This is a genomic window from Streptomyces sp. SCPE 10 (assembly GCF_051980735.1).
In the GTDB taxonomy this organism is placed as follows: Bacteria; Actinomycetota; Actinomycetes; order Streptomycetales; family Streptomycetaceae; genus Streptomyces; species Streptomyces misionensis.
Genome location: NZ_CP197069.1, coordinates 4,174,669 through 4,196,726, shown reverse-complemented (window position 1 = coordinate 4,196,726; position 22,058 = coordinate 4,174,669). Strand labels below are relative to the sequence as shown.

Genomic DNA, 22,058 nt, shown 5'->3' with positions numbered 1-22,058 from the left:
GGCCTGAGTGGGCTGCCTCCCGCTCAGGCCACATCTGCTTTCTGTGGCCCTTTCACTCACGCGCCGGTGCAGGTCTGCCTTCCTGCTCCGGCCCGTTCGCATGCCCGCACGCCAACTCCGCTGGACGCGAAGGAGCGTGCCGACGCCAACCACAGTAACCCGTACTCCAAGTACTGTCTAGTACTTCAGGTACCAGTCCGTACTTCGTGTACGCCCAACTCTCCTGCCAGGGCTCGCAGCTCCTCGGACGGGGGCTGGCTCATGGTCAGAAGGTCCGCCACGAGCTGCTTGACCATCGGCAAGGACCGCACCATCTCGGGCGACTGTTCCCGCGCCTTCAGCAGTGCTGATACGGCGTCAGCAACCTGACGCCGCTGGGCGTACGCCCTGGCCACATCGATCTGGAACCGTGTCTGCCGCTCTGCGGACAGCCCCGACGCGTCAACTGCCTGCGCGGCCCGAAGGGCGACACCGGCGTCTCCGAGGTCGACCGCGACCGACACCTCGTGCAAGCCGACGTTCGTGGGCCCGAATTCGGTGTTGTAGTCGTTGCGCCCATCACCGACCTGCTCGGCCATGGCACGAGCATCGCGAAGGAAGCCGTACGCCTCATCAGCCAGGTTCAGCCGAGCGGCGGCGACCGCCCGTTGCAACGTCAGGGCACCCCGCAGCGCCACCGCCTCGATCTGCCCGGACTCCGCGAGGGGTTGCAAGGCGTCGGCCGCACTGCCCGACGCTTGAGCCGCCTGCTCGAAGTGACGCGCACCGAGGAAGACGATGGAGAGCCGGAACTCGCCGGCCGCCATCAGCAGCGGATCACCGGCTCGCTCGGCGGCGACAACGGCACGGTCAACGGCGATCCAGGCCGCCTCAGGCTCCCCCAGGTTCGCGAGCGCCCCGCTGCACGTGTGATACATGACCGCGAGCAACCGGAAGAGTTCGGGACGCTCGGCCTCTGACACCGAGCGGGTAGCCGACTCCAGCCGAGGAACGAGCCCTTCGAGCAGCTCGGCCAAGTCGGCGTAGTTGCCTTGATGCGTCAGCGACCAGGCACGGTCGACCTCGGCGCGGAGTGCCGGCACATCCGGGGATGCGTCCTGCCGACCGAGGATCGCCTTGAGCGAGTGCGCTGAACTCAGCACCAGTCGCAGCCGACTCGCACCCGGTGGCTCGCCTTCGGCCACGGACGCAACGATGGGGGCCTCGGCCGCCAGCTCGGCGATCGGCACCTCCAGTACTTCGGCGACCTTCTCCAGCACGGTCATCCGGTCGATGCGTCGTACGCCCCTCTCCACCTGGGACACCCACGCTTCCGATCGCCCGAGGAGACCGGCGAACTCCTTCTGCGACAGCCCGCGCCGCTTGCGATGGAAGGCGATCTTGCGACCTAGCGCCTTTTGATACTCAGTGCTCAACGTCCACACCCTTGCCGGACACGAAGTCCAGACGGTCGACCTCTGTGGCGGAAAGGTACTGGTCCCGCTCGGAGAGGAAGGCCCGCACGTACCCCTTCGACTCGTGCTCCTCGAAGGCGCCCTTGTCCCGGTACAGCTCGTAGAACACGCGCTCCAAGGGACGTCCGTCAACGCGGTGCACCGTGTAGATCACCGTCCCGGGCTCGTTCGCCCGGATCAGCTCGCCAGTCCGTGCCACAAGGTCATCGAACGCCGCCGCCGACGTCTCGTCCTTGCAGGTGAAGCGCACCATCAGTCCGAACATGCGAGGTCCTCTCTCCATCGGCTTCCAGGCCAGCACCAGACCACTCGGCGAACGCTATGCGCCGACCGCTCGCACGAAAAGTACGAACCCGCACTCTTAGTACGCGCACATTCGGTACGGTGCTAGTACTAATTGTACGGCTCTGCATGGTCCGTGTCAGCCGGTCGCCCCCGATGGCACGGAAGACAGCAGGTCACCGCCATGGAGGACGCCATGCCCACCCACGGACGCACCTTCCCTGGGCACCCCCAAGAACTCAGCACCGCGCGCCGCTGGACCCGAGCCACCTTGAACGGCCACCCGCGCTCCGAGGACGCCGAGCTGATCGTCACCGAACTCGGCACCAATGCCGTCACACACACCGCCAGCGGCGAGGGCGCCGGCGCCTTCCGCGTCAGCCTCACCATCTCCGATCGGGTGCTCACGATCGCGGTGACCGACTGCGGCCACACGAAGACCACGCCCGAGGTCCAGGACCCACCGCTCAACGCGACGCACGGCCGCGGGCTCGCCCTGGTCACCTCTCTCGCCGACAGCGTCACAGTCCAGGGGGACGAGTCCGGCCGAACGGTCACCGCGGAACTCGGTGTCCACGTGGATCCGGGAGTCGGCGCCGTGTTCCTGAACGCCGAGCGGGACCCCCATGACGTACCGCAGGCATCTCACAGCGACGACAGCAGTCCCAGGACCACGGCAGGAGGCCGCCCGTGTTGATGCAGGGGGCCCGACGCGGCTACTGGTGCGAATGCTGGACGGAGAACCTCACCGAGCAGCGAGGGCCGGCACTACTGGCATCGTTCGACGCCTACGCAGCTCCACAGGCGGACCGGTGGGTAGCGGTCACTCTCCGCACGATCTCATCGGCCCTCGACGCAGACGCGTCGGACGCCGCATGGGAGTGGCTGTACGACGGCCGCATTGAGACCAGGCGTGCGCTCCTGCGTGGCGAGCCCTGCACGGTGTCAGTGACCCACGAGGACATTCGCATCACGTGGACGATTCGACCCGCGGTCTTCCTGCCGCTCTTGCACCGCCAGGGCGCCGAACTCCCAGACTGCGCTCATGACTTCAAGCCCCGGAAGCCCGACTGAGTAACAACTTTCTCTACGGGTTCAAGCCCCGGCTGCGCTCCGCTCCGCCGGGCGCGCTCCCGGCTCCGCTGCGGGCGCCGCTCCAGCCTCCGGCCCGCTCCGCCCGCGCTGCACCGACGCGCGCCCACATGTGGATAGGGCCGGTGGCCATGAGGCGATCACCGCATAGCGCGGTCCACGGTCAAGACGACGCCTCCGGTGTGTGGGTCGACGGCGGACGGGATGGGAGTTGGGGCGAGTGGTGGGCGGGTGTACCGATGTCCACGCCTGAGGTATCACCGACCCCAGCAATCCTTACCCCTGAGCAATCAGGAGAGCTTGCAGCAGGTCAGCCGAGTTCACGGAAAGTCTTCCTAGTGTCATAATTGCCCCCTCCGACGCATCACCTGGAAGGGATGAAAGCCTCAAAACCTTTCCTCATCGACCCAAAACATCATGAAAAGTGGGGGTTGTAGTGTCTTACACCATCGAGGAACTTCTCGGCATTGAGAGCGCTACGCTCGAAGCGATCAAAGAGCTAAATCCCAAGGTCCACAACGCAGTCAACCACATCGACTATTATCACGAAGACCCCGAGGAGGGCATACCAGAGCCAACTGTAGAAATTCACTTTAACTGGTCCGCTGTTCTCGATGAGGATTGGGAGGATGGACCTGATGGCGACCCCCGGGAACTTTGGGTGTACCTGACGCCGAAACGTTGGGAGTTGGCTCACATCCTCGGCGACGGCAATGAAGATTTGCCCATAATCCTCCCCGCTAACACCGATCCGCGCCAAGCAGCAGAAACTCTGGTGAAGGTATTGACTGCCGAAATTCCCATCCCTGCGCATCTTCCGCAACCTCACCAGATCTCAGACGCGCAGTAAGCCGAAAGTGCCCCTCGACATACATCGAGGGGCAACAGTTCAGGCAGGGTCGGCTCTACTTAGCATCGACGTCCGAGCACAGATCCGCCCAAGTGTCGGAGAGGATCTTGTTCAGAACGAAGCCGATCGTTGCAGCCGTATTCTGAGCCTGGCCTTCGACGATCGTCTTCTTCCCACCCTCTGTTCCATCCTTGATTTCCCGTGTCTTCTTCTTTCCGTCCTTATCCAGTTTGTATCCGGTCACCTCGATCCAATGCTTGCGATACCTGATCCAGTCGATCGACGAGAGTCGCGTCTTGAGTTCTTCGAGAGATAGTGCGGGAGTGGGAGGATTGGCCTTCGCCTCCTCGACCAGTTTTCGGTCCGCCTCGATCAATTCATTTGGTGTGGAGTGATCACTGGAAAGACCCAGTCCGGCACCCAACGGTTCTAGTTCATGACGCCTGGCTTCGTGATAGGCAAGCGCGATCGCCTTCTGTGCAAATGCCCATCCATGGATGTATAGACGTCGGTAGGCCTCGTGATGCTTCGGGGTGGGATCTGCCCATTGAGCGCCGAAGGTGTCGCCTAGCAGCGTGAGAAAGTCTCGGCAGTACGGCACAAACCGGTCGACATGGTGATGCTTAATTTGCTCCGGCTTTTTGCCGCCCTTGCAAATTACATTGAGGAGCATCTGATCCATGGTCGAGAGGTCGACAATGTATTTAGTGGCTGTCTCTGAGGTTCCCCCAGTCCGACCGTCTGCAAGGCGGCCATCAAAGATGGTTCCCTTAACCGCCTTCTCCCTGATGATGGCGAGCGCAGACGAGTTGTCGAGGCGAGCGACGAGGTTCTTGTTCTTTTTCGACCCGCGCCCGTTTCGATCAGCGAAGCTCTGGCCCGCCTTGAGCTCGTCGACATTTAGTTCAATCTCAAGGGTAGTGCCGAAGGTGTCGAGCGCACCCGCCTTAATTGCCAAACCTGTCCCCGCAGCCTGAAAAAGTGCTGCTGTCTGTGTTTGCCCGTCGGACTGCATTACCGGAGATTTGGGCAAGTACAGCGTCCCGTAGAGAGCCATTTCATTGCTCTCATCGTACGCGACGAAGATCGTCTGCCCGAAGACGGAACTCGACTGCCATCCACTTACCGTCGGAAGATAAGCGACGCGCTCTCCACGGATGGCCTCGATGTTGTAGTTCCTGAAGTGCGTCAGGTTTTCCTTCTTCGCCCCCTTGAAATCCGATTGCGTTTGCTGATGCGCTTCGCGCATGCCGATTTCGTCATAGTCATCACCTGGCGGGTTCGCCGGATTATACCTGACGATTTCGGTGAATTGCCGAAGCGTTGGATGTAGCGTAGCGGTGATTCGATAGTTAGGCGAGGCCCCTTTGAGGGCGAGGATTACCCCCGGGATTGCATGGCGCCGTCCGATTTCATGTTGAAACTCGTACTTGCTTCCAAGGAAAGCTTCCTGAGCGCTCTTGTCACTCTGGAAACGAACAATTTTGAGACCGAAGAACTTCGCATCCTCGGGGATCTCACTGTCCGGGATGAGGGTAGTAGACGGAATCATCGGAAAGCTCACGGGTGGCATCCTTTTCATTTTCAACGAAGCGAGATTCTTCATTCCGCAGGTTCAGTCGCGAGCGGAATAAAGGGGATGTTGTCGGCATTCACGACCTGCGAAGGCACGCTTCCAGCTCGACGCAACATTGGTGGCAACATGATCATTTCAATGCCGAGATTGAGAGTCTCGTTAGTCTCAATGATCGAATCGGCAAATTCAAAGGCGGCGAGAACTGCCCGAACCTGTCGGCCAGGCGAACTCTTGCGTTCCATGGCTAGATAGGTAAGAACCTGACCCAACCCATTGTAGTCAGCCTGAATTTTGAATTCCCAGACTCGCAGAACGTTGTCCGCATCAACGGTCTTCATGTCGGCACGAAGGCCGACCTCCTGAAACGTCAACTCCGTCCGGACCAGGCGCTCCTGCGGCCGGAAGTCCTCGAGTCGTCGCGCATAGGTGTCCCGGATGGCGCACTCGTGAGCGTACCCATCTGCGAGATCCCCCGTCACATCTCCTCCTTGTTCATTGGTCTCTTGAAGAGGCGTAAGCTTCTCAGCGTGGTGACGAGCTGTCAAACCTTGCTGGTGGCAGGGGCTTCAAGGCGAGCGAGAGCTCCCGTACGTTGGGCTCAGGGCAGGGGACACTCTGCATGGGGCGCCATGGAGCACTTGTGGATGGGCTTGCCGCCAAGCGTCGTCGCGAGGTCCTACTCCCAGCCCACGAGAGCCCACCGGAGCCATGTGCGCCACAGGCCGATGTTGATGAACTGTGTGACGGCACCGGCGACGTGGGGTGGGCAAACTATCCGTGAGACTGAGTTGGGGCGCGCCAACCCCGCGCACCGGGAGCGGCAGCCGATGAGTGTGTAACTGCGTGACAACGCCCACGAACAACGACGAACAAGCCCGGACGTCTGCGGACCGTCAGCGCAGGTAGAGGCCGCGCGAACTCAAGACTGAGCCCAGACTCCAGTTGCTTCGGGACGAAGAGGTCGTGGGTTCAAATCCCGCCACCCCGACGCCGTAGTACCAGGTCAGGGGCCTGATCCGCTTAGCGGGTCGGGCCCCTGAGTGGTTTCCGGAGACACCAAGCACCGCGTAACCCGGTCAGTGGACTACCTCGTGCGCACCACCGCCTGCAGGTACTGGTTTCCGTGCCTCCGCCTGTTTCCGTGCGATGCGTGAACGGTTCCCCTGCTGTGTACCTGCCGTCAGGTCGGGTGATCGCGATCGCGGGTAGCGCAGCGGGTGCAACCACGAACCGCGTGGGCACGAACTCCAGCCCCATATAGGGGACGGGTTGGGTTGCCCGTTGGGCATCAGAGTTTTCCCCTGTGGGGCGGGGCAGCTCGTCGGCTTGCACGGACGGCTTGTGTCCTCCCCCACCTCATGGGCGTCCACGCAGCGGACGGTGTTCGACGCGTCGGTAAGGCGGTCACGTGGACTCAGCGGCCGTCTCCCCCGGTGCTCCCGCTGTGTCAGCGGACCGTCGTGAAGCTCACGACCGGGCCGTCCTCCGTCTCGGTGGCGGTGACGTGGAACGAGCGGTCCGGGAAGGCGTCGTGCAGGCAGCTGTGCCAGGAGCGGGCGATCTCCTCGGCCAGGGCATGGGCCGCGGCCTCGGAGTCGGGATCCTCCGGGATGTCGATGTAGAGCGCCAAGCGGAACCGGTTCAGCATGGCCTCGATCGAGGTGGCGTCCCCCCGTAGCCGCTCGTGCCAGGTGCGGAAGTTGTCAGGCTCGTAGACGCGGTCCCACAGGACGCATCCTTCCACTTCCACGAAGCGCGGCATGAACACGCGGGAGAACGCGGCCCACTCACCCAGTCCCGCCTGCTGCGACAGGTAGTCGAGGTAATCGGCGTCATCGCCGACCGCCTGCGCCCACTCCCGCACATCCCTAACTTTCAGGGGGTCCATCATCCGTCCTTCGCACTCACTGGGGAAGCTCGTCGGGGCGAGCAGGCCTGGGCATCTTCTTCCACGTGAGGAACGTCTGGCCGGTCTTCGGGTTCACGTTCCTGGTGGTCTCCAGCACGTGGGGTGCCGGCACCCCGCCGTGCGGCTTGGAGTCCGGGTCGACGTCGACGCGCTTGATGGGCAGTCCCTGATCGTCGTACACAGCGTAGGCCGTCACGCTCCCGTCATGCTTCCGGCGCACCAGGACCTCGTTGGGCTTCGCGCTATTGGGGAAGCGGCCGCTGTGCGGGGTGGCGCTGGACAGGTCGATTCCGCACTTGGGGGCCAGGCCCAGCGGGTCCGTCCAGCCGAGGGCGTTGACCACGTAGGCATGGGGATTGCTGGAGGGTGCCAGTCCCAGCGGGTCCGGGCTGATGTACCGGGCTGTCTCCGGGTCGTAGTAACGATGGAGGTTGTAGTGCAGCCCGGTCTCGTCGTCGGCGTACTGGCCCGGGAAGCGCAGCGGGCAGTCGACCGAGCCGGTGTCGGGCTCCGGGGGCGGGAACCCGGCGCCCCAGAGAGTGGTGCGATGCTGCCAGACGAGATCGCCCGCGCCGGAGACCAATTCCATGGGGGTGCCGAGGAAGTCCGTCACCACGGCATACAACCGGGGCGCGAGTTCGCAGTCCGACTCCTCGGCCAGTCGGGTCAGGAACGAGGTGGTGCCCGATGTGTCGTGCGGCAGGTGATCGGTTTGGGCCACCGGGCGATGGGTGCCCGGCGCGTAGTCCCAAGTGGTGACTCGTCCGTCCGGACCGGTCTGCTCGGCCAGGGCCGAGTCGTCCCAGGAGAACTCCGTGCGGTCGGCTTCCGTGCCGTCCTTCGACACGCGGTGCTTGGAGATGCGGCGGCCGAGCGGGTCGTAGGCGTAGTGCCAGCAGTCACCGCCCGGTTCCACGACCTGCGTCAGCCGGTCCTCGGCGTTCCACACATAGGTCCATGTGCGGCTTTGGCCGCTCAGCAGTCTGCGGGTCCTGCGGATCAGACGGCCGTGCCCGTCGTAGGCGTACGAGGTTCGGCCGGCCGAGCGGACCAGGGTGCCGTCGAACTCGCGGTCGCCCGGGGTGGCGTGGCCGGGAGCGGTGGCGCGTACGACGTTTCCGGCCGCATCGTAGGCGTAGTCCTCGCTCCAGCCGTGCGCTCGGACGCCGGTGACCCGGCCGGTGGTGTCGAGGTCGAAGCGGCGCGTGCCCGAGGTCAGCTCGCGGATCTCGGTGATGTAACCGTCGGCTCGGTGGGCGTAGGTGCGGTGCTGCAGCAGGCGGTGGGTGGTGGCTTTCGCTCCCGTTGACAGGGTCTGCGCGAGCAGCCTTCCCGTTCCACTCCAGGCCTGCGTCAGTGTGACCTCGGCACCGATGTGGCGCGCCGTCTCACGGCCCGCCGCGTCGTGGACGAAGTCCAGCGTGCCGCCGGGTGAGCGCAGGGCGAGCGGACGCCCTGCCGCGTCGTACGTCCAGGCCGAGGTCAGTCCCGAGGGGGTTGTCCGCCGGGTTCGGCGCCCCAGGGCGTCATAGCCGTGCGTGGTCGTGCGCCCGTTCACCGTCTCGGACACCACGCGGCCAAGGGCGTCCCGTGCCAGGACGACCACGGCGTCGCCGTTGGCGGCTTGCGCCAAGCCGCCGTCGGGACCGTAGGAGAACCTTGTGACGTCCTCCTCGCCGGCCCGCTGCTCCACCACCCGGCCCACCGCGTCCCGTGTGAAGCGCACTGTGTCTCCGGCGCCGTTGGTACGGGAGGCCAGCCGTCCGGCCGCGTCGTGCGTGTACGTCAGCGCATGGCCGTTGAAGTCCGTCTCGGCGACCAGACGTCCGGCCTCGTCGTAGGTGTACGTCCAGGTGCGGCCCTGGGGGTTGGTGACCGCGGTCAGCCGAAGTTCACTGTCGTAGGAGAACTCGTAGCGACTGCCGTCGGGTTCGGTCTGGGTGGCGGGTACGTCGAAGTGGGTCGCCGTGTGATGGGTCGTGTTGCCGGCCGCGTCGGTGTGCGCGAGGAGGTTGCCCTCGGCGTCCCACGTCCACGACTCACGGGCGCCGTCCGGCTGTTCGCGCCAGGACGGCTTGCCCTCGGTCGTCCAGCCCATACGGACACTGTTGCCGAGGGGGTCGGTCACCTTGGTGACGCGACCGAAGGTGTCGCGGCGAACCGTCGTCGTGTGGCCGAGTGAGTCCGTGAGGGAGACGGGCAGGCCTGCCGCGTCGTAGGTCACCGTCCGGGTGTGGCCGAGGGCGTCGGTGATCGCGGCCGGCCGGCCGGCGTCGTCCTGCGTGTACCGGGTCTCGGCGCCGACCGGGTCCACGGTGCTGAGCAGGTTGCCCCGCTCGTCGTACGTGTGCCGCCAGACCGCCCCGCCCGGCTCGACCACCTCCGTGGGCAGGCCGAGGGCGTTGTACTGCGCCTGGGCCACCGAGCCGTCGGGGAGGGCCACTTCGGTGAGGTTGCCGGCGTCGTCGTAGGTGTACCGCGTGGTATGGCCCAGCGGGTCCGTCACCGCGAGCGGGCGGGCACCGTACTCGTCCCACTCCGTACGGGTCGCATGCCCGAGCGGGTCCGTCTCCTCCACGACGAGGCCGTCGGTGTTGTACCGGTGGACCGAGACATGCCCCTGGGAGTCGGTGTACGTCGTGGTGCGGGTGGTGTCGTCGTAGGCGAGGGTGCCGGAGAGGATGCCGTCGATGCCCTCGGTACGGATCACCCGGCCTCGGTCGTCGTAGACGTACGAGAACCAGGTGCCGTTGCGGTCGGTCCAGCGGGTGACGCGGCCTTCGGTGTCGTAGGTGAAGCGGAGGGGTTTGCCGCTGGAGTTGATGACCTCGGTGAGGTTGCCGGCGGTGTCGTAGCCGTAGCGCATGACGACCGTGCCCTCGTCGGGCGCGGCGGACGGGCGGTAGCGGGAGGGCGGTTCGTCCAGCAGACGCAGGGCGGTGATGCGGGGGCCCTGGGTGTCGACGGCGAGGTAGTAGCCGCCGGAGTGGCGGATGCCGAAGGGGATGCCGTCGTCGTCGCGTTCGACGTCGACGCGGTTGCCGTTGCGGTCGGACCAGGAGTCCAGGGCCAGGTGGAAGACGCCGAAGGAGGGGGACGGGACCGGGGCGGCGAAGGTGCGGGTCACACCCGTCGCCGGGTCGGTGACCGTCATCGCGCCGTCCGGCTTGCCGTCCCACTCCAGCGGCCAGCGCGGGCCCTTCACCGGCATCGTGGGAACGCCGGGTTCCGGTACCGGGTAGACCAGGCGCATGCCGTCCGCCGCGGCGAAGACGACACCCTCGTCGTCGATCTGGAGGCACTCGTCCAGGGTCGAGGTCCAGGTCGGGCCGAAGCAGACACCGCCCCGGTAGGAGGACAGGTGGGTGCGGGTGAACTCCAGAGGCAGGGCGCCTGGCAGGGTCAGGTCCGTCTGGGTCATCAGCATGGCGCCGGTCGCCACGTCGATCGGCTCGCCCACGCAGGGGGTGCGTTCGGCGTTGCGGGCGGCTGGGCCCAGGTCGACCAGGTCGGGGCGGAGCGACGGGGGTCGCAGCAGCAGCGGGGTGGTGTCGGTGAGTCCGCCTTCCACGCTGGCCTTGAGCAGGCCGCCGCCTGCCCCGAGCGCACCGCCGAAGATCATGCCGTCCTTGGCTGCCTGGTTGACCTCGTCCAGGCTGAAGCCGTGCTGCAGACCCGTCGCCATCTTCAGCGGCTGGGCCACCGCGAGGTCGACCGCGACCGATTCGATCCCGCCGAACGCGGCGGCGGTGAGGGTACCCGCGGCGATCTCGGCCACCGTCGTGGTGACGGCGATGCCCATCGTGGCGCCGAACTCGATGACCGCGTCGGCCGCCGCGACGGCAGCCCCCGAAGCGAGGCCCGCGGTGAAGAAGGCGAGCGCCACCCCGCCCGCGATCACGGCCGCGTCGATGCCGATGCGTGTCCAGAGCTTGTTGATCGCGTCGTCGATGGCGTCGGCGAACTTGTCCAGCGCGCCCGCCATGTCCCGCGAGGACTTGGCGAGATCGCTCAGCCAGCCGCCGTCCTGGCCCGTGGCGTAGCGGCCCCAGAACTTGCGGAACGCCTCGATCGACTCACCCGTGTTGTTGTGGATGATCCCGGACGCGCTGCGGTGCACCGGGGAACGGACGTCGTCCACGGAGTCGGCGAACGCACGCCAGGCTTTCGCGGCGTCCCGCAGCTTGCCCGAGTCGGCCTCCGGCCACCACAGGCCCAGCTTCAGAAGGATGTGACGGGCCTTGTCCTCAACGCTCACCGGCACCGTCGCTCTGCTGAGGGGTCTTCACTTCCGTGAACATGCCGGCGATGAGCTCGTCGTTGTCCACGTGCCCATCCGCCATGTCGGCCATGGCCTCGTGAATGCTCGTCAGCCCGAGCACCAGAATGCCCGCCGCGCTCTCGATCGACTTCTGGTGCGGCTTGTAGACGCCACCGAACTTGTCGCCTTGTTCGTCGTGGCCCCAGGGCTCGCCCAGACCGTCCAGGGTTTGAATGAGAGTGGTCAGGGCCTTGCCCAGATCGATGGCCCCCTGCTGGAAGGCCGGTGCCGCCGCCTTGATGTCGGCGGTCTTGATGTCCAGGACCTTGCCGGGAACCTTGCCGTCGCCCATCGCCGTCGCCTCCCCCAGTCAGCAGCTGCGGCTCCGACCATACTCGCCTCGCCAACCGGGAGGTGACCAAGGGAGCTGCGGTGATGCCGGCCTGCGCGTCCGCGGGCCTTGGGGACGACCGGGTGGCGCGTAGACGTGCAGAGCTCTTCGGGCGCACGCCCTGGGAAGCACCCGGGGAGCCGACCGGCTCCCCGAGCCCCTTTCAGGCCACGTGGCTCCGACCGAACCTGTCCTTCTGACCCGGGAAAACGCCGTCGAGGCGGGGCGGGGAGGCTCCCGCCCGGATTTCCCACCGCGGTCACGCGGTCATCACTGCCACTGTGAACTGGTCGCGATTGCACGGAGTCGGGTCGTCGTCAGGATCGGGTCGGTGCGGGTCGAGGGGGTGTTCTGGTCCGGGGCCTGCCACTCCATGAGGGTGATGTAGAGGCCGTCGGGGTGCAGGACGTTCACCGTCTGGTGGCCGGGGCCGGGGCCGGGTGGGGACTGGGTGGTCTTGATCAGGGTGCCGTCGGCCGAGGGTGTCGTGCCGGCGAAGACGTGGCTGCGGATGGCGGCGGTGGAGGTCTGCCGGGAGACGTGGATCTCGAGCAGGGACTTGCCGTGTCCGTCGTCCACCCACAGTTGCCCGGAACGTTCGCCGCCGGGGGGACTGGAGTGGGAGAGACCGGGCGGCAGCAACTCGGTCAGGGTGGCGAGGGCGCGAGCGGGGGGCAGGGTGCCGGTGAAGGTCGGTTTCGGGGTGGTGGAGGCCGTGGCCGAGCCGGTCGGGGACGAGGCCGCGGGATCGGCGAGTGTCTGGTTCGCCGGGCGGCTGCCGGACAGTTGGCGAGTGGCGATCGTCGCGCCGAGACCGACGAGTGCGAGTACGGCTGCTCCGCTCACGCCGATGGCCAGGGCGCGGCGGCGGCGCCTGCGCCGGCCGTTGCGGACACCGCCTTGCAGCAGTGAGTGGGTGTTGGGCGGTTCGAAGGTCTGGAGGGTGGTGCGGAGGGCTTCGGTGAAGTCTTCTTCTATGGGCATGCGGTTGCCGCGTTTCCGGAGTCGGTGATGAGGGCGGGGTGGTGCCACGGCACCGGGGTCAGGGGCTGACGAGCTCGGACAGGTCGTGGCCCAGGAGGTCCCGGATGCGGGCGAGCGCGCGCATGCTCTGGTTGCGTACCGCGCCCGGTCGGACGTGCAAAATCTCGGCGGTCTGCTCGACGCTGCGGTCCTCCCAGTAGCGCAGGAGCAGCACGGCCCGGTCCCGGGCGGAGAGGCGGCCGAGGGCGTCGAGCAGTGTGATCCGCAGTGTGGCGTCGTGCTCGGTGACGGCACCGGAGTCCGGCAGGGTGTCGGTGGGCTGTTCGGAACTGCTGCGCCGGCGGCGGTGGGACAGGTACGTCCGCACGAGGACGGTGTGGGTGTAGGCCGCGGGGTCGTCTATCTGCGCGATCTTGCGCCAGTTGGCGTACATCCGGCCCAGCGTGTCCTGCACCAGGTCCTCCGCGAGGTGCACATCACCGCTGGTGAGCACGCACGCGGAGCGGAACAGAGGTGCGGACCGGGCGGCGGCGAACGCCCTGAATTCCTCTTCGTACCGGCGCTTCATCCGAGATCCTGTTCGTCGTCCACACTCTGTAGACGCCGCGGCCGCGGGGTTACGTCCCACCCGGGGAAGGAGAACCTCGGCCAGCGCAGGCGGAACGTTCGGCGCCACTGATGCGGGGCCTCGCGCGTGCGCTCCGTACTTCCGGTGACCGGCGGAGTCGCTTCGTCGCGTGGCTCGGGGATGCCGGGGACGCCTCCGAGTCTGCTCTTGGGTCCGGGTCGGTCGGCGGCCTGGCGCACGCGTACTTCTCCGTGGAAGGGGAGGGTGGCGGCCGTCCGGGTTCCGTTCCCTCCCCGGCCCCGGGGAACGGGCGGGGCGCACCGTGGAGGCCGAGGGAGTGCGCCCCGCCCGGGTCGGGGACGGGGGTGGTCAGCGTGGGGGGCGGCGGTGGTGGGTGGCGCGGGTGTGGGCCGCGGCCAGGGCGACGAAGAGGGCGAGGATCGCCGCGGGGGTGGTGATCGTGGTGAACCACGCCGTCGGGGTGTCGGGGCCCTCGGCCAGTGCGAGGGCGCCGGTGATCGCGGCCGGGGCCAGGCCGGTGGTGATGAGGACGGCGACGACGTGGCGGGTGCGGTCGGGGGTCGGTGGGGGCTGGGAGGGGGACAGCTCGGTCCAGTGGCGGGCCGCTTCGGCGGTCTCCCGGTGGTGGCGTACGGCCGCCCACACACGCAGGGTCGTGGCCGCCAGGGTGCCCGCCGCGGCCACCGCCAGCGGGGGACGCCGGCCGTCCACCGCGAGGAGGAGACCGGCGACCGCGGCGGCCGTTGCCCAGGCCGTCACGCAGGACGCGGCCCTGACGCGGCGGGACAGGGGGCGGTCCGCGCCGGCCCGGAGGTCGGCGAGGGCCGGGAGGTACCAGACGCAGCCGGATGCGGTCACCGCCGCGGTCACAAGGGCCGGTACGGGGTGCGGCATCGCTAGTTCGCCGCCTCTGCTTCGAGGGCCACGATGTCCGGGTGGTGCAGGTCGAAGGCGGGGGATTCGCTGCGGATGCGGGGCAGGGTGGTGAAGTTGTGCCGCGGGGGCGGGCAGGAGGTGGCCCACTCCAGGGAACGGCCGTAGCCCCAGGGGTCGTCCACGCCCACCGGCTCGCCGTACTTCGCGGTCTTCCAGACGTTGTAGAAGAACGGGAGCAGGGAGAGGCCGAGGAGGAACGAGCCGATCGTGGACACGGTGTTCAGGGCGGTGAAGCCGTCGGTGGCCAGGTAGTCCGCGTACCGGCGGGGCATGCCCTCGGCGCCCAGCCAGTGCTGCACCAGGAAGGTGAGGTGGAAGCCGACCGTCAGCGTCCAGAAGGTGATCTTGCCGAGGCGTTCGTCCAGCATCTTGCCGGTGAACTTCGGCCACCAGAAGTGGAATCCGGCGAACATCGCGTACACGACCGTACCGAAGATCGTGTAGTGGAAGTGGGCGACCACGAAGTACGAGTCGGAGACGTGGAAGTCCATCGGCGGGGAGGCCAGGATCACTCCGGTCAGGCCGCCGAAGACGAAGGTGATGAGGAAGCCGGTGGTCCAGAGCATCGGGGTCTCGAAGCTCAGGGAGCCCTTCCACATGGTGCCGATCCAGTTGAAGAACTTCACCCCGGTCGGTACCGCGATCAGGAAGGTCATGAAGGAGAAGAAGGGGAGCAACACGCCGCCGGTGACGTACATGTGGTGCGCCCAGACGGTGACCGACAGGCCGGCGATGGCGATGGTCGCGCCGATCAGGCCCATGTAGCCGAACATCGGCTTGCGGGAGAAGACCGGGACGACCTCGGAGACGATGCCGAAGAACGGCAACGCCAGGATGTAGACCTCCGGATGGCCGAAGAACCAGAAGAGGTGCTGCCACAGCAGCGCGCCGCCGTTGGCCGCGTCGAAGACGTGGCTGCCGAACTTGCGGTCGCACTCCAGGGCGAACAGGGCCGCGGCCAGCACCGGGAAGACGATCAGGACCAGGACGGCGGTCAGCAGCACGTTCCAGGTGAAGATCGGCATGCGGAACATGGTCATGCCGGGGGCGCGCATGCAGATGATCGTGGTGATGAAGTTGACCGCGCCCGCGATCGAGCCGAAGCCGGACAGGGCCACACCCATGATCCACAGGTCCGAGCCGAGCCCCGGCGAGTGCACGGCGTCGGACAGCGGGGCGTACAGGAACCATCCGAAGTCGGCGGCGCCGTCGGGCGTCAGGAAGCCGCCCGCCGCGATCAGCGAGCCGAACAGGAACAGCCAGAAGGCGAGCATGTTCAGCCGTGGGAAGGCGACGTCCGGCGCGCCTATCTGAAGCGGCATGATCCAGTTCGCGAAGCCGGTGAACAGCGGCATCGCGAACAGCAGCAGCATGATCGAACCGTGCATGGTGAAGGCCTGGTTGAACTGCTCGTTGGACATGATCTGCAGTCCGGGCCGGGCCAGTTCGGCGCGCATCAGCAGCGCAAGCACGCCTCCGATCAGGAAGAACGCGAACGACGAGACCAGGTACATCGTCCCGATCCGCTTGTGGTCCGTGGTCGTCAGCCACTGCGTCCACGCGGGCCGCGCGCCTCCTACGGCCGGCTGCCGCCCGGCCGCGGTGACCTCGGCGCCGGGCCGTGCGGTCATCACCTTGTGTGTCTGTGCCTCGTCCACCGGACGGCGTCCCTCCAGCTGTTCATGTCGTGGCGGAGCCGGGAAGCGCCACGCGTGCGGGTCGTGGACCCGGCGCTTCCCGGCCCGCCACATGATCGGCCGGGGGGCACCCCCCGCCGATAGGGCCCAACAGGCCCGGCTCCGGCCGCCGGTAGGGCCGGGCGGCCCTTCTTGCCGAGGCCCCCGCTCGGTGGCGCCGGTAGAGGGGCGGCCCGGGGACCGCCCGGGCCTCCGGTACGACCGCGAGGTCCAGGCTGCGGTCCAGACGGACCCGCGGCAGCGGGTCGGCGGCCGGGTCGCGCACGGTCTCGGTCAACTGGCGGGCGTCTGCCGGGAGTTGGTCTTCCGTGCCGGACGAGGCCGGTACGACGACGAGCCGGGCGTCCGTGTCGTCGTCCGTGGCGGGCGGCAGATGGGTGCGGCGCACGACCCGGGTGGTGGGCCGGGACTGCCTGACGGCCGACGGCGAGGGGGCCGACGGCAGGGTGACCGACGGCGAGTGCCCCGGCACCGCGGGCGGCGTCCCGCGCTCCCGTCAGCGGTGCCGAGCGCCTCGCGCGGGGGCCCGCGGCCGGACGGAGTTCAGAGCAGCGACCGCCAGTAGTCCCACCAGCGGGTGGCGATCAGCATCACGATGGCCAGGTACCAGGTGAGCGGCACCACCCAGTGGAACTCCAGGACGCCCGCCACCACGGCGCGCGGGGCGCGGAGGACGCCGTGCGTCAGGTTGTGCGCGGTGGTGTACCAGAACATGGCGATGGTGGCGGCCCAGGCCAGGCAGCACCACAGGCACAGGGCACCGATCTCGTAGAGCGCCTGGCTCATCAGCCACATGCAGAAGCCCGCGCCGAACAACGTGCCGGCGTTCAGGCCGAGCCAGAACCAGCGCCGGAAGCGGGCGCCGGCCAGCAGCGCGCAGCCGGCGGTGACGACGACGGGGTAGGCGGCGAGGCCGAGGAGGGGGTTGGGGAAGCCGAACACGGACGCCTGGTCGCTGCGCATCACGTCGGCGCACGACAGCACGGGGCTGAGGTCGCAGGAAGGGCTGAAGTGCGGGTCCTGGACCAGCTGGATCTTGTCGACCGTGATCACGTAGGAGGCGAGGATGCCCAGCGCTCCCGTGAGGATCAGCAGCCAGGCGAAGGCGCGGGAGGCGGTGGCCGTGAGGGCCGGGGAGTCCGGTGGGGCGCTCCGGCGGTCCCGCTGTCGTGGGGTGGCGCCGGTGGTCGTGTCACGGGTCATCGGACTGTTCCGCCTTGCCGGTGGAGGTCAGGGGGCCGACGGACCAGTGAAGTCAGGGCGTGCGGGGGCGGACAAGGGCCGAACGGCCCGCGCGCGGGTGCGCGAAGGGCACCCGTGGCGGCGCCGGATCACGACACCGGCACGGCCGAGATCCGCGGCGAGGTGCGCGCACGACGACGGGATCGGCCACCGCGGGGGCGCCACCGACAACGTGATCGGCGACCAGCCGGAACCCGCAGCGTGATCGGCGACCAGCCGGGACCCCGGCGTGATCAGCAACCAGCCGGACCCCACGACGTGATCAGCATCACCGAAGCACACACCCGCGCCCGGCCCACGCCCGGGCCCGGGCCCGGCTCACGCCAGCGACAGGAACAGCCGCTCCATCCGCGCCCGCATCGCCTCCGCGTCCTCGCCGCTCTTGCGGCCCGACTCGATGTCGGCCACGCACTGCTGGAGCCCGGTGGCGATGATCGCGAACCCGGCGCGGTCCAGCGCCCGCGAGGCGGCGGCGAGCTGGGTGACGACGTCCTCGCAGTCCCGCCCCTCCTCGATCATCCGGATCACGCCGGAGATCTGTCCCTGCGCCCGCCGCAGCCGGTTCAGCACGGCCTTCAGGGACGCGCCCTCAAGCTCCAGTTCCACGCTCACTCCTCAAGCGATACCCCTAGGGGTAACTGTACGTCCCGGTTCGGGGCGAAGGCGAGCGCCGGTGACCGCCGTGAAGGAGAAGTTCTAGGCTTCCCTGTGTGAACTTCTGGTCGATCTATCAGCATGGCTTCGCACGCGTCGCCGCGTGCACGGGCCACACCGTCATCGCCGACCCGGGCGCCAACGCCGAAGCGGTCCTGCGCCAGGCGCGCCGGTGCGCCGAGGAGGGCGTCGCCGTCGCCGTCTTCCCCGAGATGGTGCTGAGCGGCTACTCGATCGAGGACCTGCTGCTCCAGGACCCGCTCCTGGACGCGGTCGAGGCGGCCCTGCGGGAGGTGGTCGCCGGGTCCGCGGACCTGCTGCCGGTGCTGGTCGTCGGCGCCCCGCTGCGCCACCGCAACCGGGTCTACAACTGCGCGGTCGTGGTGCACCGCGGCCGGATCCTCGGCGTGGCCCCCAAGTCGTACCCGCCGAACTACCGGGAGTTCTACGAGCGCCGCCAGATCGCCGCGGGCGACGACGAGCGCGGCGGCACCATCCGGATCGACGGCGCGGACGTGCCGTTCGGCGTGGATCTGCTGTTCACCGCGGAGGACGTGCCCGGCCTGGTGCTGCACGCGGAGATCTGCGAGGACATGTGGGTGCCGGTGCCGCCGAGCGCGGAGGCGGCCCTGGCCGGGGCGACGGTGCTCGCCAACCTGTCCGGCAGCCCGATCACCGTCGGCCGCGCCGAGGACCGCAAGCTGCTGTGCCGCTCCGCGTCCTCCCGCTGCCTCGCCGCCTACGTCTACGCGGCGGCCGGTCTGGGCGAGTCGACCACGGACCTGTCCTGGGACGGGCAGACCATGATCTACGAGAACGGGGTGCTGCTGGCCGAGTCCGAGCGCTTCCCGCTCGGCGACCAGTTCGCGGCGGCCGACGTCGACCTCGACCTGCTGCGGCAGGAGCGGCAGCGGATGGGCAGCTTCGACGACAACCGGCGCACCCACGCGGCCCGCACCGCCGACTTCCGTACGGTCTCCTTCCGGCTGGACCCGCCGGTCGGCGCCGACCTGGGGCTGCGCCGCCGCGTGCAGCGGTTCCCGTTCGTGCCCGCCGACCCGGACCGGCTCGCCCTGGACTGCTACGAGGCGTACAACATCCAGGTCGAGGGGCTCCAGCAGCGGCTGGCGGCGATCGGCGGCCCCAAGGTGGTCATCGGCGTCTCCGGCGGCCTGGACTCCACGCACGCGCTGATCGTCGCCGCCCGGGCGATGGACCGGGCGGGCCGGCCGCGCAGCGACATCCTCGCCTTCACCCTGCCCGGCTTCGCCACCAGCGACCACACCAAGGACAACGCGCACCGGCTGATGCGGGCGCTCGGGGTCACCGCGGCGGAGCTGGACATCACGCCGACCGCGCGGCTGATGCTTCAGGAGATGGGCCACCCGTTCGCGGCCGGGGAGCCGGTGTACGACGTCACGTTCGAGAACGTGCAGGCGGGTCTGCGCACCGACTACCTGTTCCGGCTGGCCAACCAGCGCGGCGGCATCGTGCTGGGCACCGGTGACCTCTCGGAGCTGGCGCTGGGCTGGTCGACGTACGGCGTCGGCGACCAGATGAGCCACTACAACGTGAACTCCGGTGTGCCCAAGACGCTGATCCAGCACCTGATCCGCTGGGTGATCAGCAGCGGCCAGTTCGACGAGGAGACCGGTTCGGTCCTGGCCGCGATCCTGGACACCGAGATCAGCCCGGAGCTGGTGCCGGGCGAGGAGATGCAGTCCACCGAGTCGAAGATCGGCCCGTACGCGCTGCACGACTTCACCCTCTTCCACGTGCTGCGCTACGGCTTCCGCCCCTCGAAGATCGCCTTCCTGGCCTGGCACGCCTGGCACGACACCGCGTCCGGCGCCTTCCCGCCGGGCTTCCCCGAGGCCAAGCGGGTGGCGTACGACCTCACGGAGATCGTGCACTGGCTGGAGGTCTTCTGCCGCCGCTTCTTCGCGTTCGCCCAGTTCAAGCGCTCGGCCATGCCGAACGGGCCCAAGGTCTCGGCCGGCGGCTCGCTCTCCCCGCGCGGTGACTGGCGGGCCCCGTCGGACGGCAACGCGCGGGTGTGGCTCGCGGATCTGGCGCGGTTCGACTTCGAGAAGGCGGCCGCGGAAGGTCACTGACCGCCGTCGGCCGCCGGGGCGGCGGTGGAACCAGGCTTCCCGCTGAGGCAGTCTTTCCCTTCGTGGCGAGTGTTCCGTTTCAAGGGGGACCCGGCGCACCCCACATGGTGGTGTGCGGGGACGACGGGCTGGCGCACCGGCTGGCCGCCGAGCTGCGCGGGGTGTACGGCGAGCAGGTCACCCTCGTGGTGCCGCCGAGCGAGCGCACGGCGAGACCACCGGTGGTCGGCCGGGCCCGGGCGGCGTCGGCGGCGCTGCTGGACCGGGTGGTCAGCGCGGCCGTCGGCGCGCGGGGCGGGGTGCCCGTCGCCCCCGTGCCGTCCGCCGCAGCCGGTGCGACGGTCGGCGAACCGGTGCTGGAGGCCGATGCGTTGACCGAGGCGGTGCTCGCGGAGGCCGGGGTGGAGCGGGCCGCCGCGCTCGCCCTGGTGCACGACGACGACGAGACCAACATCCGCGCCGCGCTGACCGCCCGTCGGCTCAATCCCCGGCTGCGGCTCGTACTGCGGCTGTACAACCGGCGGTTGGGCCAGCACATCGAGGAACTTCTCGACCAAGCGGCCGCGTTGGCGAGCGGCGGCAGCGGCGACGCGGGCCGGGAGGCGTCGACCACGGTGCTGTCCGACGCGGACACCGCCGCGCCGGCCCTGGCCGCGACCGCGCTCGCCGGTACCAGCAAGGTCGTCCAGACCGAGGGGCTGCTGCTGCGCGCGGTGGAACGGCCGCTGCCCGCCGACTCCGGGCTGCACACCCTGGCCCTGCTGTCGGTCAGCGACCCCTCGGGGGTGGCCGGCGGGGACCAGGAGCCGCGGCTGCTGCCGGACGACGAGGAGGTGCGGGGGGCCGCCGGGCGGACGGCGATCGTGCTGGAGCAGGTGTCGTCGGCGGGCGGTCCCGAGTCGGCGGCGCCGGGCCGGGGAGCGGGGGTCGTGTCCTCGCTCGCCTTCCTGTTCTCGCGGCGGCTGCGGTGGTCGCTGGCCGGCCTGGTGGGCTGTGTGCTCGCGCTGGCGATCGCCCTGTGGGCGGTGACCCGGATCCATCCGCTGCGGGCCTTCTACCTCACCCTGCTCGACATGTTCGCCATCGACGACCCGGCGCTCGGCGCCCCGCTCGGCCGGCAGTTGCTCCAACTGCTGTCCGCACTGGTGGGGTTGCTGCTGCTGCCGGTGCTGCTGGCCGCGGTGCTGGAGGCGCTGGGGACGTTCCGCACCGCCACCTCGCTGCGCAAGCCGCCGCGCGGGCTCGGCGGACACGTGGTGCTGCTGGGGCTCGGCAAGATCGGGACGCGGGTGCTGACGCGGCTGCGGGAGCTGAACGTGCCCGTGGTGTGCGTCGAGTCCGATCCCGAGGCGCGGGGGCTCGCGACGGCGCGGCGGCTGCGGGTGCCGGTGGTGCTCGGGGACGTCACGCAGGAGGGGGTGCTGGAGTCCGCGAAGATCCATCGGGCGCAGGCGCTGCTCGCGGTGACCAGCGCGGACACCACGAACCTGGAGGCGGCGCTGTACGCGCGGACGGTCCGGCCGGACCTGCGGGTGGTGCTGCGGCTGTACGACGACGACTTCGCGACGGCGGTGTACCGGACCCTGCGGGCCGCGTATCCGCACGCGCTGACCCGGAGCCGGAGTGTCACGCACCTGGCGGCGCCCGCGTTCGCGGGGGCGATGCTCGGGCGGCAGGTGCTCGGCGCGGTCTCGGTGGAGCGGCAGGTGCTGCTGTTCGCCGCGGTCGACGTGGACGGGCATCCGATGCTGGAGGGTCGGACGGTGCGCGAGGCGTTCCGCGCGGGTTCCTGGCGGGTACTGGCGCTGGCGGGCCGCACGGACACACCCGACGACCACGTTCTGGCGAAGGGCGACCGGGTGGTTCTGGCCACCACGCGGACCGGTCTGGCCGCCCTGCGCTGACCCTCCCGGGCCCGCGCGGCGGGGCGGCTCCTGTGTGATCCCGGTCGCGTGAGCCCCGCCATACGTACGGTTTCGTCCCGCTATGTCCGGGGCCGGGCGCGGCGCCGTACGGGTCGTGTGACC

At 68.7% G+C, this 22,058-nt stretch carries 18 protein-coding genes; 5 read left to right on the top strand and 13 right to left on the bottom strand.

Going from position 1 to position 22,058, the window contains the following annotated elements; all coding sequences use genetic code 11:
- Window positions 1–185 precede the first annotated feature (185 nt).
- Entirely contained in the window at window positions 186–1,424 is a 1,239-nt protein-coding gene (locus ACSP97_RS19500; RefSeq protein WP_440553559.1) for a helix-turn-helix domain-containing protein, read from the bottom strand.
- Window positions 1,405–1,719 carry a putative quinol monooxygenase gene (locus ACSP97_RS19495; protein ID WP_440553557.1) on the bottom strand — a complete coding sequence of 105 codons (315 nt, stop codon included), beginning with the start codon at window positions 1,717–1,719 and terminating at the stop codon, window positions 1,405–1,407. The genes ACSP97_RS19500 and ACSP97_RS19495 overlap by 20 nt, the downstream gene beginning before the upstream one ends.
- Window positions 1,720–1,932: 213 nt before the next feature.
- Here ACSP97_RS19495 and ACSP97_RS19490 point away from each other — a divergent pair, with 213 nt between their 5' ends.
- The 3 genes from ACSP97_RS19490 (at window position 1,933) to ACSP97_RS19480 (ending at window position 3,678) form a co-directional block, all read left to right on the top strand.
- Window positions 1,933–2,433, top strand: a complete 501-nt coding sequence (locus tag ACSP97_RS19490; protein WP_440553555.1) for an ATP-binding protein — start codon at window positions 1,933–1,935, stop codon at window positions 2,431–2,433.
- Window positions 2,433–2,810 (top strand): hypothetical protein, encoded by a 378-nt coding sequence (locus ACSP97_RS19485; protein WP_440558451.1) that lies wholly within the window; start codon window positions 2,433–2,435, stop codon window positions 2,808–2,810. Before ACSP97_RS19490 ends, ACSP97_RS19485 begins: the two co-directional genes overlap by 1 nt.
- 454 nt (window positions 2,811–3,264) lie before the next feature.
- Complete coding sequence (locus ACSP97_RS19480) at window positions 3,265–3,678, top strand: hypothetical protein (RefSeq protein WP_440553553.1); 414 nt, start codon at window positions 3,265–3,267, stop codon at window positions 3,676–3,678.
- 55 nt (window positions 3,679–3,733) lie between these two features.
- Here the strand turns inward: ACSP97_RS19480 and ACSP97_RS19475 are convergent, their stop codons facing one another.
- From ACSP97_RS19475 to ACSP97_RS19425, 11 genes are all read right to left on the bottom strand, one after another.
- The gene (locus ACSP97_RS19475) at window positions 3,734–5,242 is read right to left on the bottom strand and encodes a hypothetical protein (protein ID WP_440553551.1); all 1,509 of its coding nucleotides are present in this window, start codon (window positions 5,240–5,242) and stop codon (window positions 3,734–3,736) included.
- Between the two features lie 38 nt (window positions 5,243–5,280).
- Window positions 5,281–5,733: a hypothetical protein gene (locus ACSP97_RS19470; RefSeq protein WP_440553549.1), complete on the bottom strand. Its 453-nt coding sequence runs from the start codon at window positions 5,731–5,733 to the stop codon at window positions 5,281–5,283.
- Between the two features lie 968 nt (window positions 5,734–6,701).
- Complete coding sequence (locus tag ACSP97_RS19465) at window positions 6,702–7,145, bottom strand: hypothetical protein (protein ID WP_440553547.1); 444 nt, start codon at window positions 7,143–7,145, stop codon at window positions 6,702–6,704.
- Between the two features lie 13 nt (window positions 7,146–7,158).
- The gene (locus tag ACSP97_RS19460; RefSeq protein WP_440553545.1) at window positions 7,159–11,421 is read right to left on the bottom strand and encodes a DUF6531 domain-containing protein; all 4,263 of its coding nucleotides are present in this window, start codon (window positions 11,419–11,421) and stop codon (window positions 7,159–7,161) included.
- Entirely contained in the window at window positions 11,411–11,776 is a 366-nt protein-coding gene (locus ACSP97_RS19455) for a hypothetical protein (RefSeq protein ID WP_358679183.1), read from the bottom strand. The genes ACSP97_RS19460 and ACSP97_RS19455 overlap by 11 nt, the downstream gene beginning before the upstream one ends.
- A gap of 309 nt (window positions 11,777–12,085) precedes the next feature.
- Window positions 12,086–12,799 (bottom strand): hypothetical protein, encoded by a 714-nt coding sequence (locus ACSP97_RS19450; protein ID WP_440553543.1) that lies wholly within the window; start codon window positions 12,797–12,799, stop codon window positions 12,086–12,088.
- A gap of 58 nt (window positions 12,800–12,857) precedes the next feature.
- Window positions 12,858–13,367, bottom strand: a complete 510-nt coding sequence (locus ACSP97_RS19445; protein WP_358299501.1) for a SigE family RNA polymerase sigma factor — start codon at window positions 13,365–13,367, stop codon at window positions 12,858–12,860.
- Between the two features lie 369 nt (window positions 13,368–13,736).
- A complete protein-coding gene (locus tag ACSP97_RS19440; RefSeq protein WP_440553541.1) occupies window positions 13,737–14,246 on the bottom strand; it encodes a hypothetical protein in 510 nt (169 codons plus the stop codon).
- 38 nt (window positions 14,247–14,284) lie between these two features.
- Complete coding sequence (gene ctaD, locus ACSP97_RS19435; RefSeq protein WP_440553539.1) at window positions 14,285–15,982, bottom strand: aa3-type cytochrome oxidase subunit I; 1,698 nt, start codon at window positions 15,980–15,982, stop codon at window positions 14,285–14,287.
- 582 nt (window positions 15,983–16,564) lie between these two features.
- A complete protein-coding gene (locus ACSP97_RS19430; RefSeq protein ID WP_440553537.1) occupies window positions 16,565–17,224 on the bottom strand; it encodes a vitamin K epoxide reductase family protein in 660 nt (219 codons plus the stop codon).
- Window positions 17,225–17,581: 357 nt separating this feature from the next.
- Entirely contained in the window at window positions 17,582–17,869 is a 288-nt protein-coding gene (locus tag ACSP97_RS19425) for a metal-sensitive transcriptional regulator (RefSeq protein WP_355149552.1), read from the bottom strand.
- A 104-nt stretch (window positions 17,870–17,973) separates the two neighbouring features.
- On the opposite strand from ACSP97_RS19425, the gene ACSP97_RS19420 reads away from it, so the two are divergent.
- Both ACSP97_RS19420 and ACSP97_RS19415 read left to right on the top strand, forming a co-directional pair.
- Window positions 17,974–20,031, top strand: a complete 2,058-nt coding sequence (locus tag ACSP97_RS19420; protein ID WP_440553535.1) for an NAD(+) synthase — start codon at window positions 17,974–17,976, stop codon at window positions 20,029–20,031.
- Window positions 20,032–20,135: 104 nt separating this feature from the next.
- A complete protein-coding gene (locus ACSP97_RS19415) occupies window positions 20,136–21,935 on the top strand; it encodes an NAD-binding protein (protein WP_355149548.1) in 1,800 nt (599 codons plus the stop codon).
- Window positions 21,936–22,058: the final 123 nt, after the last annotated feature.

Coding starts and splice junctions, on each gene's coding strand:
- ACSP97_RS19415 (WP_355149548.1), top strand. CDS start 20,136: ATGGTGGTGTGCGGGGACGACGGGCTGGCGCACCGGCTGGCCGCCGAG.
- ACSP97_RS19495 (WP_440553557.1), bottom strand. CDS start 1,719: ATGTTCGGACTGATGGTGCGCTTCACCTGCAAGGACGAGACGTCGGCG.
- ACSP97_RS19450 (WP_440553543.1), bottom strand. CDS start 12,799: ATGCCCATAGAAGAAGACTTCACCGAAGCCCTCCGCACCACCCTCCAG.
- ACSP97_RS19465 (WP_440553547.1), bottom strand. CDS start 7,145: ATGATGGACCCCCTGAAAGTTAGGGATGTGCGGGAGTGGGCGCAGGCG.
- ACSP97_RS19430 (WP_440553537.1), bottom strand. CDS start 17,224: ATGACCCGTGACACGACCACCGGCGCCACCCCACGACAGCGGGACCGC.
- ACSP97_RS19490 (WP_440553555.1), top strand. CDS start 1,933: ATGCCCACCCACGGACGCACCTTCCCTGGGCACCCCCAAGAACTCAGC.
- ACSP97_RS19485 (WP_440558451.1), top strand. CDS start 2,433: ATGCAGGGGGCCCGACGCGGCTACTGGTGCGAATGCTGGACGGAGAAC.
- ACSP97_RS19445 (WP_358299501.1), bottom strand. CDS start 13,367: ATGAAGCGCCGGTACGAAGAGGAATTCAGGGCGTTCGCCGCCGCCCGG.
- ACSP97_RS19455 (WP_358679183.1), bottom strand. CDS start 11,776: ATGGGCGACGGCAAGGTTCCCGGCAAGGTCCTGGACATCAAGACCGCC.